This is a genomic window from Virgibacillus salarius (assembly GCF_039521925.1).
In the GTDB taxonomy this organism is placed as follows: domain Bacteria; phylum Bacillota; class Bacilli; order Bacillales; family Amphibacillaceae; genus Virgibacillus; species Virgibacillus salarius.
Window position 1 is genome coordinate 40,770 of record NZ_BAAACY010000016.1, and the last position, 17,384, is coordinate 58,153.

General features: G+C 37.8%; 10 protein-coding genes, 1 pseudogene and 1 riboswitch. Of the genes and pseudogenes, 9 read left to right on the forward strand and 2 right to left on the reverse strand.

Translation table 11 applies throughout. From position 1 onward, the window contains the following. Positions 1–302 precede the first annotated feature (302 nt). Positions 303–4,574 (reverse strand): S8 family serine peptidase, encoded by a 4,272-nt coding sequence (locus tag ABDZ84_RS02785; RefSeq protein ID WP_343779935.1) that lies wholly within the window; start codon positions 4,572–4,574, stop codon positions 303–305. An 862-nt stretch (positions 4,575–5,436) separates the two neighbouring features. Here ABDZ84_RS02785 and ABDZ84_RS02790 point away from each other — a divergent pair. The 7 genes and pseudogenes from ABDZ84_RS02790 (at position 5,437) to ABDZ84_RS02820 (ending at position 13,289) form a co-directional block, all read left to right on the forward strand. Then, complete coding sequence (locus ABDZ84_RS02790) at positions 5,437–6,723, forward strand: protoglobin domain-containing protein (RefSeq protein ID WP_343779938.1); 1,287 nt, start codon at positions 5,437–5,439, stop codon at positions 6,721–6,723. 520 nt (positions 6,724–7,243) lie between these two features. Further along, positions 7,244–7,391: riboswitch (FMN riboswitch) on the forward strand. Between the two features lie 418 nt (positions 7,392–7,809). After that, complete coding sequence (ribE, locus tag ABDZ84_RS02795) at positions 7,810–8,454, forward strand: riboflavin synthase (protein ID WP_343779941.1); 645 nt, start codon at positions 7,810–7,812, stop codon at positions 8,452–8,454. 12 nt (positions 8,455–8,466) lie between these two features. Then, a pseudogene (gene ribB, locus ABDZ84_RS02800) lies at positions 8,467–9,081 on the forward strand (3,4-dihydroxy-2-butanone-4-phosphate synthase); the annotation flags it as partial. 1 nt (position 9,082) lies between these two features. Continuing rightward, entirely contained in the window at positions 9,083–9,547 is a 465-nt protein-coding gene (gene ribH, locus ABDZ84_RS02805; protein WP_026682777.1) for a 6,7-dimethyl-8-ribityllumazine synthase, read from the forward strand. A gap of 670 nt (positions 9,548–10,217) precedes the next feature. Further along, positions 10,218–10,433, forward strand: coding sequence for a hypothetical protein (locus ABDZ84_RS02810; RefSeq protein WP_034679653.1), 216 nt, complete (start codon positions 10,218–10,220; stop codon positions 10,431–10,433). Positions 10,434–10,446: 13 nt separating this feature from the next. Then, entirely contained in the window at positions 10,447–12,315 is a 1,869-nt protein-coding gene (locus tag ABDZ84_RS02815; RefSeq protein WP_026682776.1) for an ABC-F family ATP-binding cassette domain-containing protein, read from the forward strand. A 398-nt stretch (positions 12,316–12,713) separates the two neighbouring features. Further along, positions 12,714–13,289 (forward strand): hypothetical protein, encoded by a 576-nt coding sequence (locus ABDZ84_RS02820; protein ID WP_121604708.1) that lies wholly within the window; start codon positions 12,714–12,716, stop codon positions 13,287–13,289. Between the two features lie 30 nt (positions 13,290–13,319). Here the strand turns inward: ABDZ84_RS02820 and ABDZ84_RS02825 are convergent, their stop codons facing one another. Beyond that, a complete protein-coding gene (locus tag ABDZ84_RS02825; protein ID WP_026682775.1) occupies positions 13,320–15,038 on the reverse strand; it encodes a DNA-binding protein in 1,719 nt (572 codons plus the stop codon). 228 nt (positions 15,039–15,266) lie between these two features. On the opposite strand from ABDZ84_RS02825, the gene ABDZ84_RS02830 reads away from it, so the two are divergent. After that, entirely contained in the window at positions 15,267–16,319 is a 1,053-nt protein-coding gene (locus tag ABDZ84_RS02830) for a C45 family autoproteolytic acyltransferase/hydrolase (protein ID WP_026682774.1), read from the forward strand. A 243-nt stretch (positions 16,320–16,562) separates the two neighbouring features. After that, a complete protein-coding gene (locus ABDZ84_RS02835) occupies positions 16,563–17,234 on the forward strand; it encodes a hypothetical protein (protein ID WP_026682773.1) in 672 nt (223 codons plus the stop codon). Positions 17,235–17,384 lie beyond the last annotated feature (150 nt).

Sequence of the window (17,384 nt, forward strand, 5' to 3'; positions counted from 1 at the left end):
ACAGCTCCTTTTTCTAATCACGGAAATATGCGATATTCCGTGGGAAAGAGTTAGACCTTTTACTACATCTTCTTTATACTATTTTTCATCTCATAGAATATCATAGAATATTAGCATTTTCCGTCATTTCCACTTTACATGGCTTTGGATCAATCTCCTTTCCATAACGTTTGCTCCAAAGGAGATGATTCCGTCGTCATTTATCTCCTATATAACTGGCAGTACTCCACCCGCTTCAAGCAATAAAGGGAAACCATTATTGGTAAGTGGGGGGATAAACAAAACCCCCACTGAAAGAAGTCTCAATTTATAAAGAGTTTTCCGTTTGCCTGTTGACGATTAGTATTTCCATATTCATCTTCAACCTTAACTTCAATAACAGCTCCTTGTGCACGTAGGTTATTGATTGCTGTCCAAAAGCCTTGATAATGGCCATCTGATGTTTCTATCATGGGCAATTCGGTTACATTTGCAAGTCCTAAGGGTTCATTAACCAGTGGCATATGAATAAGAAAAGAAGCTTTAAGACCTGGAACACTATCAAACTCGATATGAACGGATTCTCCTGTTTCAAGAAATACGTCATCCTCCGGATTAAGGTGATTAATAGATGGAATGGTATGGTTTACGTCAACTGTAATGGTTTTCTTGACCTGATTTCCGCTTCTATCTTTTGCAATGACTTCGATTAGATTTTCACCATTGTTTACCATAACCCGTTTTGTGTAATTACCATCGTCCGAAACCGTTGCTTGTTGTCCATTAACTGTGACAACATCAAGATTACCAACGGATACTGTACCTTCAACAGTTATAACTTCTCGATTTGTTTTTTCTCCATCCTTAGGAGAATCAATTGTTAGGGAAGGTTCTTTGCTGAACGTAACAGTAACCGATTCTGATTCACCTACGGGCTGACCGTTGTATAAAGAGACGATAGTAAGCTCATTTTCTCCTTCCGTAAGCACTGTATCTATTGTAAAGGATCCGTCTTCAGCAACCTCCACTGATTCACGTTCTTCATCGTTATTCATAAGCTGTGCAATGGTTCCTGGAGAGGCGGTACCCTCGATTGTGAGCTGTTGCTCATTGGTATCGTAATCCGCTTCCGGTGATGTGATTACAGGTGTTGCAAAATCAGGAGTGTCTTTTCCATAATCAACCACAGCACGTATCATATAGTTACCTATATTATCGTTTGCTTTGAACCATTTTCCGCCAATGTAGTCCCAGCTTTTTCCCGCAGCATTTTCAATGTCACCATCTGAAACAAATCCAGGAATAAACGGATAGTCATTTGCTTGAAGGTAAACGACATAGAAATCATCCTCAACGACAATGCCATGTTGCGAAAGGTCTACTTCTGTCCATTGATTTAAATCTCGTTTTGCTTTTGCTTCAATTGGTCCCGCTAATCGATTTCCAGGAGCTCCATTTTCACCCGTGGCATCATAAATTGCGATCAAAATATCATCTCCACCAGGTACAGGGACGTGAGATGCCCAAAATTGGAGCTTTGCACCTGTTAGCATAGCGGATTCCTTTCCTTCATCTAAAGCCATTTTTACAGCAAAGCCATTGCCTTCTAAGAGCATGGCTAGATTTTTACCATACTCTCCATTGTCATAATAAATTTCTGACGTCTCATTGCTGGAGAACGTTGTTAATTCAAAGTCTAGCTGGTTTGCCTCATTTTCCTTCACCAGTACAGACTTAGCTTCACCATCATATCCTTCTGCAAATACTTTTACTGTATAAGCACCCTCATAGGCTTGCAAAGTATAGGTACCATTTTCGCTAGATTTAACAGGTTCCGCATGCTCGTCTTCCAATAGAAAAATGGTTGCATTTTCAATTTTATTACCGTTTTTATCTGTAATTGTTCCCGAGATTTCCTGCTTAGGTAGCGGCTCTAAGGAAATTGTCGGAGAAATATCCCCATTCTCAGATAACGTCACAGTCTCTGTTACCGGGCTATATCCATAGGCATTAACGGATAGTGTGTAATCACCGGGTGGGTGATGAATGATAAATTCTCCATTTTTAGGATTGGATTTTGTTTCCCATCCAGTTTCTTCTACTCCAATGGTAGCTTCACCTACGGGTAAGAGATCTGAATCATTGGTTGCTTGTAAAGTAGATATTGGATAGGATAAATGTTCCTGCATAGTCGTTTTCATCGTTCCAGGTGTTTTCATGTTTTGCTTCTCGTTTTTTTGTGCACGATCGTTTGTTAGACGAACATCGTCAAGATACCATCCAGCAAATTGATTATCCTGTGACTTTAAATTAAACCCAATATAAATCTTTTCTCCTGCATAGTCAGATAAATCAATTCCTGTTTCGTGCCAGTTGTCATTCGATTCTGTAATATGATACAATTCTTCCCAATTTTCCTTGTCAGTAGAAACATATATTGTTCCTGTATCCCAGCCGAAATAGCTTAACTCGTACCATTGTTTAAAGCGCAGTTGTGTTCCGTTCTCTGGAAGAATTGGTGGCATAACCATCGTCATATCTGAATGCATTTCATATTGTCCACGAAGATTTGTGCCCAGTAATTTTCTACCAGAGGCCGCTTCTTCTGGTCCGTAGCTTGGTAGTCCCCATTCCCAGGAATTATTAGTACCAAAGGAATACCAGCCGTCTGGATAAGATTCAAAGTCTTCTGAGTAGCCATCCGTTATACCTTCCTCTATACGAACTAATTGAGGTTCACTTTCTGTTACATTTCCACTGAAATCTTCGACTCTCCACCAATAATGTAGTGACGTACCTGAAATATCTTCTAGTGGCACAACAGAAGTATACGAACCACTTTGATGGTTTCCTTCAATTATAGCAGCTGGATAGCTACGTTCTGTATTATTGTCATACTGTACATGTAGTGTAACATCATTAACACTTGTATTATCTTCCGCATGTACCGAAAAAGAAGCATTTTCATTTAAAAACACAGCTTCTCTGAGTTCTGATTCTACTGTTGGAGCTTGATCATCTTGTCCATACGTCTGAACCTGTCCTGTAATTGTGCCTATTCCTTGTTCAACAGCTTCTACTGCATCGTCTACATTTAGAATACCGTACCCATAACCATTATTTGGGGCATTTGTATACTCCTCATTCGTTTTTTCCGTAGCAGTTAGCTTTAAGATATTTTCTATCTCATCAACGGTTAAAGAAGCATCGACTTGCTTCATTAATAATATTGCAGCTGCAACATGTGGGGCGGCCATAGAAGTACCGCTAGACTCCCCATAGTCAAATGTATTCCATGATGCACCAGGTAGAGAAGAACGAATGGTAACTCCGGGAGCAGAGATATCTGGTTTTATTTCACCTCTCTCTGACGGTCCTTGAAGAGAGAACGATGCTAAATCATCATTTGCATCAGTAGCACCGACAGCAATGGATTCTGGATAATTCGCTGGTGCTGAAGCTGTACCAGGCTCTGATGGATTCAAGAACCCTGCATTTCCTACAGAGAATATAGGAACGATTCCAGCACTGCGCCATGCCTGTACCATTGGTCGAAACCAGTCATTGTTTATTGGGCTACCACCCCAAGAGTTATTTACCACATCTGGAGCTTTTTCCGGATGAGGCTCACCGTTCGCATCTGTTGGGGCTAGTATCCATTCTGCGGCTTCCAAAATATAAGAGTCATAGCCTGTTCCTTGATAGAATGCTCTGGTAGCAATCCACTTTGCACCTGGAGCGACACCGATTTTATTTTGTCCACCTTCCTCTTGACCAACCATCGTGCCCATGGTATGCGTTCCGTGGCCATCTGAATCCATTGGACGTGAGCGATCAAAAACAGCGTCATGCCAATTGAATTCATGAACTGGTTGATCAGGATCATCTTCTTGATAACCTCTGTATTGTCTGGTTAAAGCTGGATGATTACCTTCTACTCCACTATCAATATTTGCAACGACGGCACCCTCTCCAGTTATATTTCTTTCCCAAACTTCCGGTGCTCCTATTCGCTCAATATTCCATTCGGTATCCTCTGACTGGTTGTCTGTTTGTTTTACGGCGAACGTATTATCCTCTTCAATAGGAAGAAGTTGCTGTTGTTCATCCAGTATGATCGATTTTACCTGCTTAGATTTAGCGATTCTTTCCACTGATTTCTCATTTCCGGTAACAGAAAAGGCATTAACAATGAAATAGCTGTGAAATTGCTTGATGTTCCCCGATTGTTTTTGTTTTTTTAGTAAGGACTTTAGATCCTGTTGCGTTTTTTCGGCATTTTCTTGTAATGCAGACACAACGGTCCTTTGTTTGAGTTGTTTTGCCTTAGCGGTAGAAAGTTTTGCTTGTATTGCTTCTTTTTTTGCACTTTCTGCTAGCTGTACAGTATTGACCTGATCCTTAAGAATAACTAGATAACGCACATAATCAGTTTTATCAAATGTTTTTACTAGCTTACTTTGTATTACTTGACTAGCAGACTCGCGCTTATCTTGTTGGGCAAAAACATGTGATAGATATGGCGTAGCTAATGTGATAAGTAAGATACAGGTTAGCAGAACGGCAATATATTTCCTCATGGGAAATTGCTGCATTTTTTCTCCTCCTTTTTTTGGTATAAATTCCCCCTAGTTCCATTGGTAGTTGTCTCTAACTATATATGGAGAGTAGTGTAGAACTTTGTCAATATTTGTCTTAATTTTAAAAATGATAGTTTTGTAGCTATTTTTCCAAAATTTTTCGTAGTTCTTTTCTCCTGCTTCATTGTAGTGAACAGCGTGTAAACGTGAATACATTAATAATCTTAGGTCACTAACATTTACCAGGTTTTTAAACGGTTATTGATAAATAAACCATTGGTATTAGTTTCGCAATTTGATTTCATGCAATTATTTCTTTATTAATGAAAATAGGGCATCATATGTGTTTCGTTTATCCCGCATATAAATTCAAGCAATAAAGGAAACCAATATGTTTAAGTAGGGGATGGACTGCCAGTCAATGTCCGATTGGTTCAAAGGCCTTAGGTCATATCCTTGAAAGATAAGAAGTATAAAATTTGCCCATGTGGATAAATATGGGCGTGTTGAGCCACATCCAGCTCCAGCACCCAGAAACGAGGTGACTTCACGAATCTCCCTAATCTAAGTCATCATCGGCTTGCAAGCTCATCGTAATTTCTTTATCTCCGTTGACTCGCTCCAGTCCCTACGGTTCTAATCAGGCGCTTTCGCTTTTGCTCTGGAACTAACTTTCGGTGGAGGATAAAACAACACCCCTAACTCATTGAATTTTCACTTTATAAACATTTATACTCACGTGAAAATAGACTATCTAGTAAATTAGGGCTGAATTAACCATAAAAACTACAAGTCGATCGAAGGGATCGTTCACTAGACTGAAAATAAGTAACTATTTTGCCGATATTAACCCTATACAGATAGGGGGAAACAATTGATGTTAAGAAATACCAAAAAAACTACCACACGTCAATTAGAAGGTGGACAAGCCAAGCTTCAAATAGAAGCTGGTAGTGAAGTAGAGAGACAATTTCAGATGATTGGACTTACGGAGGCCGATTTACGAATAATTCATTGTACGCAAGAATATGTCGTAGAAAATCTGGATTTTATGGTTGATAGATTTTATCAAAATCTAGAAAATGAACCTGCTTTACTACAAATTATTAAGCAACATAGTTCTATAGAAAAACTAAAGCAAACTTTAAAAAGACATATCTCGGAAATGTTTACAGGGGTAATCAATGAGGAATATTTCTCCAAACGACAACGAATCGCTTTAATACATGTACATATCGGACTTGATACAAAGTGGTACATGTGTGCCTTTCAAGACCTGTTCTTGTCATTGGTGACAATAATAGAGAAGAACATTAACTCAAAAGACGAATGTTTCCTAGCAATTCGATCCATTTCAAAAATAGTAAATTTAGAGCAACAGCTGGTATTGGAAGCATATGATGCGGAAACAGAGCGGATAAAAAAACAAGCAGAGGAACAAAAGCAATTAATACGAGAAAATGTAGCACATGCATCGGAGAATCTTGCGGCCATATCGGAAGAAACAAATGCTGCGTTCCAACAACTGAGTTCACAATCAGATGAAATTGTATTAATTGCGAATGCTGGGTCAGAGCTTTCATATTTAGCAGAGAAGCGAGCGACAAATGGTAAGCAGCAAGTAAACGAACAGAAGGAAAACATGTCGACAATTCATTATTCTATACATAAGCTTGCTAGTGAGGTGAAGGCTTTAGCAGATATATCAAAAAAAATGCAAGGAATTATTGATATTGTAACGGGGATCGCTGATCAAACAAGCCTGCTTTCTCTTAATGCTTCAATTGAGGCTGCACGAGCTGGTGAGCACGGTCGTGGATTTGCAGTCGTGGCAGAAGAAGTTAGGAAACTTGCAGATGAAACAAAAAGATCAGTCACAAATGTGTCAACCCTTATCTCGAATACAGATCAACAAGTAGAAAAATTAACTGGATCATTATATAAAATTAGCGAAGAAATCGAAAATGGAAACGATACGTTTAAAGAATCGGAAACGCATTTTGCAGAGATTGTTAATACGATGAAAAAAACCAGGATTCAAAATAATAAGATTGAAAAAGAGTTTATTTCATTTGTGAACGTATTGGATGAATTAGGTAAAGCAATGGACGAAGTGGCTTCTTCAGCAGATAATCTTACGATGATTACTAGTGAAATGCAATAGCAAGGAAGGTACTGTAATAATTACTATTTTATGGTGTGACCCATTTATTATATAACCATATATTTATTTTTTATCCCGCATATAACTGGCAGTAAGTCCCCACTTCAAGCAATCAAGTGAAACCAATATGGATAAGTGTGGATCAACTGCCAGTAAATGTCCGATTGGTTCGGGCCTAAATGGAAGTAGGTCACAAAGGCGTTGCCACAGGATGTGGCGAATGAAGCCTTTGTACGTATATGTTTTAAAAACAGATGGAAGCTTCACTTGATTTGATTACAGAAGTACGAATATCTATAGTTAAATGAATGCTTACACAACTTTAGGAAGCTATAAAGATGATGGGGGAGAAAAATATCTCCTTGCATTTTTATATAAGTATTGATAATATTTAAGCAATAATCCTTAAGGAAAGTGGAAGGATTTTGGTAGGAACTTGGCGGTGGTTTATAGGAACCAATAAATGCCCCTATAATAATAAAAAGTTACTACCGTAATAAGGAAAATATAATATAGTAGTTATTTCCTTCGGGGTCGGGTGAAATTCCCAATCGGCGGTGATGAAGTTATTTACTTCTTAGTCCGTGACCCGTGCGGCATAATGCCAAACGGTGGATCTGGTGTGACTCCAGAGCCGACAGTTAAAGTCTGGATGGGAGAAGGAATTTTTGACGCAGCATGTTAGCAAATAGGATACGTATGCTATTTGCCAACGTTTTTTTGCCATTCATATTTTCAATGGCTTATTTACGTATACATGTGGTGACGAAATTCTGTCCTCAAAGCCTCTGAAGCGAAATTCAGAGGCTTTTTTCGTAGTCTAGTAAATTTGTCCATATGGATAAATTTGGGCGTGTTGAACCGCGTCCAGCTCCAGCGCCAAGAAACGATGCGACTTCACGAATCGCCCTGCGATAAGTCATCATCGGTTCGCAAGCACAACGTGATTCCTTTATCTCCGTTGACTGGCTCTAGTCGCTACGTTTCTAATCGTGCGCTTGCGCTTTTGTTCTACTGGTTGGAAAGATAAAACCAGTATAAGTTCGATCTAGTACGCTTCAATTTTAGGAAAAAGGAGTGAAATTTATGTTTACTGGAATTATTGAAGAGAAAGGTGTCATTCGCTCCATAAAGCAACCATCTAAACAGGCAATCTTTTTAACAATTACTGCCAAAAAGGTGATCATGGATATGCACGTTGGTGATAGTGTTGCTGTTAATGGGACTTGTCTAACAGTTGCTGCATTTGATGATATTGGCTTCTCTGCGGAGGTGATGCCAGAGACAATGAAAGCTACCTCTCTAAAGGAACTGACGAAAGGGTCTGAAGTGAACCTAGAGAGGGCGATGGGAGTTAACAGTCGATTTGGTGGACATTTTGTTTCTGGCCATGTTGACGGTACTGGAACGATTATTCAGAAATATCAAAAGGAGAATGCCATTTATTATGACATTGAAGTGGATAAGGAACTAGAAAGATATTTACTAAAAAAGGGTTCGATTGCAGTCGATGGTGTAAGCTTAACACTATTTCAAGTTCGTGGGAATGTCTTTACGATATCATTAATTCCTCATACAGCTTCCGTGACTATTTTAGGAGATAAAGGCAAGGGGAGCTTGGTGAATATAGAGTGTGATATGCTCGTGAAACATGTAGAGCAATTGCTTTCCCATTCTACTGATTCAAGGGAGCTTGATCATAATTTTCTTAAACAAAAAGGTATTATCTAGGAGGTGCCATAAATGAACACAATTGAAGAGGCTATCGATCAATTAAAGACAGGGAGACCTATCATCGTTGTGGATGATGAACAGAGAGAAAATGAAGGAGATTTAGTAGCACTATCTGAACTGATCACTCCTGATACGATAAACTTTATGATCACCCACGGTAAAGGCCTGGTTTGTACATCGATTGAGTCAGAAGTAGCAGAGCGAGTTGGACTTTCTTTAATGACATCAAACAATAACGATCCGCTATCAACAGCCTTTACAGTCAGTATAGATTATAAGGATACAACTACTGGGATAAGCGCACATGAACGCTCAACGACAATTCGTGCCTTAGTTAATAAATTTGCAATGAAAGAGGATTTTAAACAGCCAGGTCACGTATTTCCTTTAATTGCTAAGGGTGGAGGTGTTTTAACACGTCCTGGACATACAGAAGCTTCCGTGGATTTAGCAAAACTTTGTGGAGCAGCCCCATCAGGAGTTATCTGTGAAATAATTAAAGAAAACGGCATGATGGCGAGAGTGCCAGATTTAGAAAGAATGGCTGCCAAGTTTAACTTATGTATGATTTCTATTGAAGATTTAATCAATTATCGATTAATGATAGAAGAGGAGTGTAAGCAAAATGGGACATATATTGGAAGGTAATCTTGTAGGAACCGATTTAAGAATCGGTATTGTTGTAAGTAGGTTTAATGACTTTATTACTAGTAAACTTCTCGAGGGGGCTGAGGATGCCTTAATTAGACATGGTGTAGCAAAGGAAAATATTACGATTGTTTGGGTTCCTGGAGCATACGAGCTTCCATTAATTGCTAAGAAAATGGCTCTGAAAGCAGACTATGATGCCATTATTACTTTAGGAACAGTTATTCGAGGCTCGACACCTCATTTTGATTATGTTTGTAATGAAGCAGCAAAGGGGATATCTCAAGCATCCTTACAATCCGAGAAGCCAGTTATTTTTGGTGTCTTAACAACGGAGTCCATTGAGCAGGCAATTGAACGTGCTGGTACAAAAGCAGGTAATAAAGGAGCGGAAGCAGCGTTATCAGCTATAGAAATGGCAAATTTACTTCGATCATTATAAAACGATATATCAAAGCAAGTAAGCAACTTCTCAGAAATAGTTAGAGGAGTTGCTTTGCTTATTTTGCTATTTCTCTTTCTTACTTTATTCCACATAACTGGCAGTAAGCCCCCCACCTCAAGGAATAAAGTGAAAGCAATATGGATAAGAAGGTGTTCAACTGCCAGTAAATGTCCGATTGGTTCACCTAACAATCAGTGGTGGATAAACAAAACCACCAACTGATTGAAGTTTCACTTTATCTAAAATAATATCCTTCTAACGTTGGAAAAATCCATAGGGATAGGATAAACTTGTCCGTAGAGGATTTTTTTAATTTATCCCGCATATAACTGGCAGTAAGATCCGCACTTTAAGCAATGAAGTGAACCCAATATGGGTAAGTGTGGAACAACTTTCAATAAATGTCCGATCGGTTTAAGGGCCTTTAGGTCATACCCTTGTGGTACTAACCATCCGTGGGGAAAAACAAAACCCCCCACGGATTGAAGTTTCACTTTATCCCGCATATAACTGGCAGTAAGATCCGCACTTTAAGCAATAAAGTGAACCAATATGGGTAAGTGTGGAACAACTGCCAGTAAATGTCCGATCGGTTCACCTAACCATCCGTGGGGAAAAACAAAACCCCCCACGGATGGAAGTTTCACTTTATATATAAAAAATATGAATGATAAAAGATCTTGTGTTCACAGATATGGGGGAGATTATTATTAAGCTATTATTAGGACAATTAGTTATCATTGCTGTTGTATGGACGGGAATGGCTTTTTTCTTTTCAGAGATGGCTGAGCCAAGTAAAGTTATTTTCTACCTTGTAACTTCTTGGATGCTATTGTTAATTGCTATTATTATTAAAACATGGTTAAAGAATCGAAAGAGTTGAAGGATGATCGAGAATGCTAACCGTTGAAAATATAACGAAATCATTTGGTGATAAAATATTATTTCAATCTGTTTCCTGTATCATTGCTGCGCATGAACGAATAGGGTTAATTGGAGTAAATGGTACCGGGAAGTCTACATTCCTTAAAACAATCGCAAAACTTGAGTCACCAGAACAGGGTACGATTCAGCACGCAAAAGATTATCAAATTGAATACTTAGCCCAAGATCCAGATTTAGATGGGGATTTGACAGTGATGGAGCAGATTTATTATGGTAATTCGTTAATTATGCGTGTGATGCGCGATTATGAGCGAGCATTGCTGGATTTACAACGTGATCCAACAAGTGAAAAAGCGCAATCAAATTTGCTTGTGATGCAGCAGAAGATGGATGAGGCAAATGCGTGGGAAGCAAATACAGCAGCCAAAACGGTCCTAACGAAGCTAGGCATTACAGAATTTAATAGAAAAATAAATGCGTTATCTGGGGGACAAAAAAAGCGAGTGGCCATTGCCAAAGCCTTAATTCAGCCTGCTGATCTCCTCATTTTAGATGAGCCGACGAACCATTTGGATAATGAGACGATTGATTGGCTTGAGAGGTATTTACAATCATATCGTGGCTCCCTATTAGTAGTTACACACGATCGATACTTTTTAAATCGTGTGACGAATCGAATTTTCGAATTAGACAAAGGAAAGCTTTATTCGTATGAAGGGAATTATGAGATTTTTTTAGAAAAAAAGGCAGAGCGTGAAGCGCTGGAGAGAAGTAATGAGATGAAGCATAAAAATACGCTACGCAGGGAGTTAGCGTGGTTAAAGCGTGGAGCTAAAGCTCGTTCGACAAAGCAAAAAGCAAGAATTGATCGTGTTCATGAGATGAAGGAAAAAACATTTGACACGAATGAGCAAGCCATTGATGTACCCGTAGGATCTGTCCGATTAGGGAAAAAAGTAATAGAGCTGAAGGAAGTAGATAAGTCCTTTGCCAATAAACAAATCGTAACCAAATTGAATCAATTAATTGTTCCTGGAGACAGATTAGGTATTGTAGGTCCAAATGGGTCTGGGAAAACGACGTTGCTCGACTTAATGGCACAGCGTATTACACCAGATAATGGAGAAGTTATTATTGGTGAAACAGTGAAAATCGGCTATTATACACAGGGTGATGAAGAGCTTAACGGTGAAATGAGAATCATTGATTATATAAAAGAAGTAGCTGAAGTTATCCACACAAAAGACGGGGCGATTATTACAGCTGAGCAAATGCTCGAACATTTTTTATTTTCTCGAACACAACAGTGGACGTATATTCGGAAGCTATCAGGTGGAGAAAAACGTCGTCTCTATTTATTGAAAATATTAATGGAAGAACCAAATGTTTTATTTTTAGATGAGCCTACCAATGATTTAGATACGCAAACATTAAGTGTATTAGAAGAGTATCTCGATCAATTTCCTGGCGTCGTTATAACAGTTTCACATGATCGATACTTTTTAGATCGAGTGATTGACCGTTTATTAGTTTTTACGGAAAATAATCGTATAATACCTTACTATGGAAACTACACGGACTATCTAGAGAAACAGAAGGAAATACCGATGACCCAAAAGCCTGTTGAAAAAACAGAAAAAGTAAAGCCGAAGAAACAGAGGAAAAAACTTTCCTATAATGAGCAAAAAGAATGGAATGAAATTGAAGATGTTATTACAGCATTGGAAGAAGAACTGGAAAAGATCCAGGATAACATTGTAAATGCTGGAAGTGATTCAGAAAGAGTCCAAGTATTATTTAACGAACAGCAAGAGATAGAAGCCAAATTAGAGGCAAAGATGGAACGTTGGGAAGAGTTATCATTATTAATTGGTGAATAGAACCTACCTGCAATGAGGTGCATCCCTAAAGTTAGACCAAATATCTAATTGCTAGGGGTGTTTTTTGTTGTCTAGGAAAATTATAAAATATGCCCATGTGGATAAATAGGGGCGTGTTGAGCTGCGCCCAGCTCTAGCGCCCAGAAACGATGCGACTTCACGAATCGCCCTAATCTAAGTCAACATCGGCTCGCAATCTCACTGTGATTCCTTTATCACCGTTGACTCGCCAATCATCGTTTCTAATCGGGCGCTTGCGCTCTTGTTCTTTATTGTAAATCCATACATGAAAACAGCGTTTTGTATTGGATAAAAGCGCTTAATTGTTTATCTGTATAGAATTACGAAGATAAGCTTAAACTAACCTCAACGATCGTTTATTCAGGTGGTTAAAGCGTATGAGTGTAGATGAACTATATTATCAAATTTATGAATTAAAAGAAAGACTTGGCATTCTACAGGAAGAGTATTGGCATCAAACTTCTGGTCCAGATACATGGTATTTTTGGTTCAATATTGTGAGTGTAATTATTCCTTTCGTTCTTTTATACTTTTTCTTGGATCGAGGGAGAGTATTTGAAATCGGTTTTTATGGTTTTGCCATACATGTCATGTGGTCTAATCTTGATAATGTATTATCGATGTATAATTATCTTATTACACCACATAGTATTTCCTACTTATTTCCAACAAGTCTTACAGTGACAACAGTTGTGCTGCCGATTGGATTTATGTTGCTCTACCAATATTGTACGAATAAAGGGAAAAATTTTTATTTATATGCTATCGTGCTTTCTGCTGGATTTGGATATGGATTAGCCTCTATTTTTATTGCTTTGGATATGTTAATTTTGCATGGAGGAATGAAGTTAACCTATATATTCTTATTGGATGTTGCTATTTCGTATCTTGCTTTTTGGCTAACCAAATTGTTCTGGTGGTTAAAAAATCATGGACCTAAAAAAACAGGCTAAGGAGTAAATCCTCCTAGCCTGTTTTTCCTTTTATTCTGTTAGTCCCTCAATGGAGATTGTTTCTACTATTCCGGTTTGATTGTCACGCATATTTGCTTCTAATTGAACTTTATCGCCTATTTGCAAGAAAATGGATCTTGGTGCTTTTCCAGAATTTACGGTATAAATAGTCGCATCATCTTTAAGTAAGAATTGAACAATTTGTTTTTTATCTTGCGTTGTTACAACAACCCGTTCAACAATACCATTTCTCTTTTCTAATGCTGCTTCTCCAGTTGATTCCACATTACTAGGATCTTGCGCCAAAGCTAAACGATAAGCCTCAAGTGTACTTCTGGCAGTATCACCAAAAACAACAAAATCGGAATCAGACGCTTTAATATATGCATAATGTTTAAATAATCCGTTTGGATCAAGGACATTTACAACCCATGTTGGATTCCCATCAATGTTGTAAAGAATTGGCATGGAACCAGTCCATTTCTTTTCAGGGAACTCTTTATTTACAATTTCCTTTGCACCCTTACTATCCATTATGCCGTTATTCTTTTCCCCGTTATAATATGTTAGTTCACCTGTTCTTGCATTAATTAAGGTGTAACCAAGTGCGGAGTCAATATTCTCTTTTGGGGAAGACATATCAGTAAAATAATGCATCTCTCCATTCTCATCAAAAATTGGTGTAACGCTTGATTCCGTACCAGATTCATTCGGAATCTTTACATCCTTTTTGCCAAAAAGGGAGTTCAGCCACCCATGAATATATTTCCCGAAATATTCATTCTCATTTGAGGCCATTTCTGAACTAATGGATCCATCAATAAATTCAGGTGCATCAGCAGCATGATATAGTTTAACATCACCTGTAACAGGATCGACTACGGCAACATGTAATTTTTCCATATCTGGCTTGTTCGTTAGTCCGATTGGTTTAAAGAGCGTTTGAACATACCAAGGCTTTCCATTTTCGTCTACTTCAATTTGTGCCTCACCACTTCGAATATAATCTGGATGCGCATTATAAATGGTACGATCAATGTTATGATGAAAGTAGCTCGAATTTGTATACTTCATATTATTTTTAATAAATTTTGGCTGGGCATTAACATCAGTAGCAGAGATAGTGAAATAACCTTCTGTCTCTTTGCCTCTAAAGTACCTCCAGAAATCAGTGAACTCTACCGGTGCAACGAACACAATGTCATCTTTAATTTTTTGCACCTGCAACTTACCTAAGTCATAATATTGTGTGTTTGGTACTACACTCATCGCCTTCTGTACTTTATTTCGAGCAAACTCAGGCGAAACAACAATTGGTGTAGCATCTTTATCTAAAGGTTTGGCTTCAGCTACTTCTTCTTTAGCAATGGATTCATACGTATCATCTAAGGTGAATATTCCTAATACAAAAAATCCAGGAATAGCTATAACAGTAAATACAATGATGGCCCCTGTGATCACATCAAACTGTTGACTTGATTTGCTAAAAGGCTGGCTTGACGTAAGCATATACAAACCAGTCATACCAGCTACTCCAATGATGATATTGGCAATCGTCATATTTGGAATCGTAATAGGTGGCATAAAAATATAGACGATTATAGCCCCTATGATAAATAAAGTCGCAAATATAATAGCAACTGCCTTAAAAGTTGTTCCTCGATATTTCTTGTTTTTAAGTACAAAATATCCAGCAATAACAAAATACAGGATAAAGGATAGAATCGTTGTTGTTAATATTCCTGTCATGCTTTCATCTCCTATCTTCTTTACAAGAGGGAACTTTGAGAGTCCGGAAAAAATAGTAGCTTTATATACACAAAAACAATATGTGAACCCTACAAGTAATGATGTGATTATTACCTTTATGAATGTATACGTTGAAAATGAATAAAAAGTTTCAGTTTAGGCACATTTATTTTCAAATAAATATAAATTCATTAAAATAGGGGGATACGAATGCAAAGGGGGGAGCGGATGAAACAAATTTATAGTGATGTTATTCAATTTCGTGGTAGTCATTATGAATATGGGATTAGGCAGGGTGAATGGTTAAGAAATTCATTTATTCTTGAAAACAGAAAGAAGCAATGGGGAATTAGAAGACCGCGTTTCACTATTAATGAAAGTGAGGCAAAGGCGGCTATCACGACGTTTGCTCCAGGAATATGGGAAGAACTTCAAGGACTCATGCATGCGTTAAAGTGGGATATCAATGATGTACTTCAAGAGTTCGGTGGCTATCGTTTAGCGTATACCAAAAGTGGTTGTTCTATTTTTACAGGGTCCAATTATATGATACGTAATTATGACTATCATCCGAAAACTTATGAAGGGCGCTATACCATTTTTCAACCAAATGATCAAGGTTTCGCGACCATTGGACCGTCACAGCGCATTACTGGCAGAATGGATGGTATGAACGAACATGGTCTTGCATTGGGCTATAATTTCATTCATCGTCGAAAGCCGGGTGATGGCTTTATTTGTAATATGATCGGAAGAATAATTTTGGAAAGCTGTAGAAATACAGAAGAGGCAATACATTTATTGAAAGATATTCCTCATCGGCACTCATTTAGTTATGTATTGTTAGATAGGAGCGGGGATTCTATTGTAGTAGAAGCATCACCGCGAGCTGTTAAGGTACGTCAGTCACATGTATGTACCAATCATTTTGAAACATTAACAGCTGAAAACCGTTACCATTTGGATGATTCCTATCGAAGGAAGCGGGCAATAGATGAGCAAAAGGGGTCATTAAATAATGCTTATCAAGCATTTGAAATGATGAATAATTCAACAAGAGGTGTATTCTCTACTAAATATAAAAACTGGTCGGGAACCATTCATACCTCTGGTTATTTTCCTAAAGAATTAAAGGTGTGGTTTGCTTTAGGTGGAGATCGAAAGCCAGAAATCTTTGACTTTAAACGATGGTTAAAAGGGGAGAATATAGCCATGAAACGAGTAATTGGAATGGTTGATACGGACTTGCCATTTGTTCATATGGAAGAAAATGTTCGATAAATACTATTATTTAGGAATTCAATGTTTAAAGTGTTGAGGTTTAAGGGAAAATAAATTTAGACTGACATTATCTGTACAAGTACTTGCTCAACAGAATAGGAGTTTATTACAGCTCAAGAAACATGGATTACATGCATGATCATTCAGAATAAAAGGATTTATTTATTTGAATGAAGTTTTACTTTATTTATGAGTTCCAGTTATATTATACTCAAATGGAATATGAAGGTAGGAGGTAATCTAATGAAGCTTTTTCAGGTAAGGAAGGGCCAATTCGTTTTTTACAAGAATGAATTGCATAAAGTATATTCGGTAAAACCGATGTTTAAAAAATCGGTTCATTTATATCGCCTAAAGGATATGCAGCAAATTCTAACGAAAGCAAGCGAAATAGAACTCTATAGACCACAACATAATGATACATTTATTTTTTACGGGAAAAGGTATACGATTGATAAGAATAAGATGCCAGAACCAGGGGACTATATTCTAATTATTAAGCCAGCTCCAGATTTCCTTGACCATTATTCCTTAAATGCTATTGAAAAAGTAGATAGTGTGGAAGACGGGAATGTTGTTACCACTAGAGATAATGGAGTGAAGCATAGTGAATATGTTGTAATGGTCCCAGGTAAGGCTGATGCAAGTCAAGAAATAGCTTATTATGATAAAAGCCTCGTGCCAGAAGAACAGCAAATTCAAGATGAATCGATTAGCTACCTTGCTGAAAGTGACGGTAGCTTAAAGCCAGTCGTTGGTGATATATATATTGATATTGCTAATGAAACAAAAGCAATGATTGTCGCTATGACAGAAGATGAGGTTGTGTTCGGGCATGGAGTACGTGTACATGTGGCGGATCTACTTAATGAGGAAAATTACAAGTTAGTTTATCGTTTTGAGGAAGATTTATAATTAATCATCAGTCCCTAATCATCAAAAATTGGCGATTAGGGATTTTTTTATAAGTTAAGAAAGTATAAAATCAGTGCAATGATTGCGTTAAGCCAAGTAGTTATTTTGAAATGTTTGATGTATATTGGCAATGCTCCGACTAATTACTTC

Bases quoted from the DNA above. Each gene is read 5' to 3' on its own strand.
- ABDZ84_RS02785 (WP_343779935.1), bottom strand. From the start codon at position 4,574: ATGCAGCAATTTCCCATGAGGAAATATATTGCCGTTCTGCTAACCTGT.
- ABDZ84_RS02790 (WP_343779938.1), top strand. From the start codon at position 5,437: ATGTTAAGAAATACCAAAAAAACTACCACACGTCAATTAGAAGGTGGA.
- ribE (WP_343779941.1), top strand. From the start codon at position 7,810: ATGTTTACTGGAATTATTGAAGAGAAAGGTGTCATTCGCTCCATAAAG.
- ribH (WP_026682777.1), top strand. From the start codon at position 9,083: ATGGGACATATATTGGAAGGTAATCTTGTAGGAACCGATTTAAGAATC.
- ABDZ84_RS02810 (WP_034679653.1), top strand. From the start codon at position 10,218: ATGATAAAAGATCTTGTGTTCACAGATATGGGGGAGATTATTATTAAG.
- ABDZ84_RS02815 (WP_026682776.1), top strand. From the start codon at position 10,447: ATGCTAACCGTTGAAAATATAACGAAATCATTTGGTGATAAAATATTA.
- ABDZ84_RS02820 (WP_121604708.1), top strand. From the start codon at position 12,714: ATGAGTGTAGATGAACTATATTATCAAATTTATGAATTAAAAGAAAGA.
- ABDZ84_RS02825 (WP_026682775.1), bottom strand. From the start codon at position 15,038: ATGACAGGAATATTAACAACAACGATTCTATCCTTTATCCTGTATTTT.
- ABDZ84_RS02830 (WP_026682774.1), top strand. From the start codon at position 15,267: ATGAAACAAATTTATAGTGATGTTATTCAATTTCGTGGTAGTCATTAT.
- ABDZ84_RS02835 (WP_026682773.1), top strand. From the start codon at position 16,563: ATGAAGCTTTTTCAGGTAAGGAAGGGCCAATTCGTTTTTTACAAGAAT.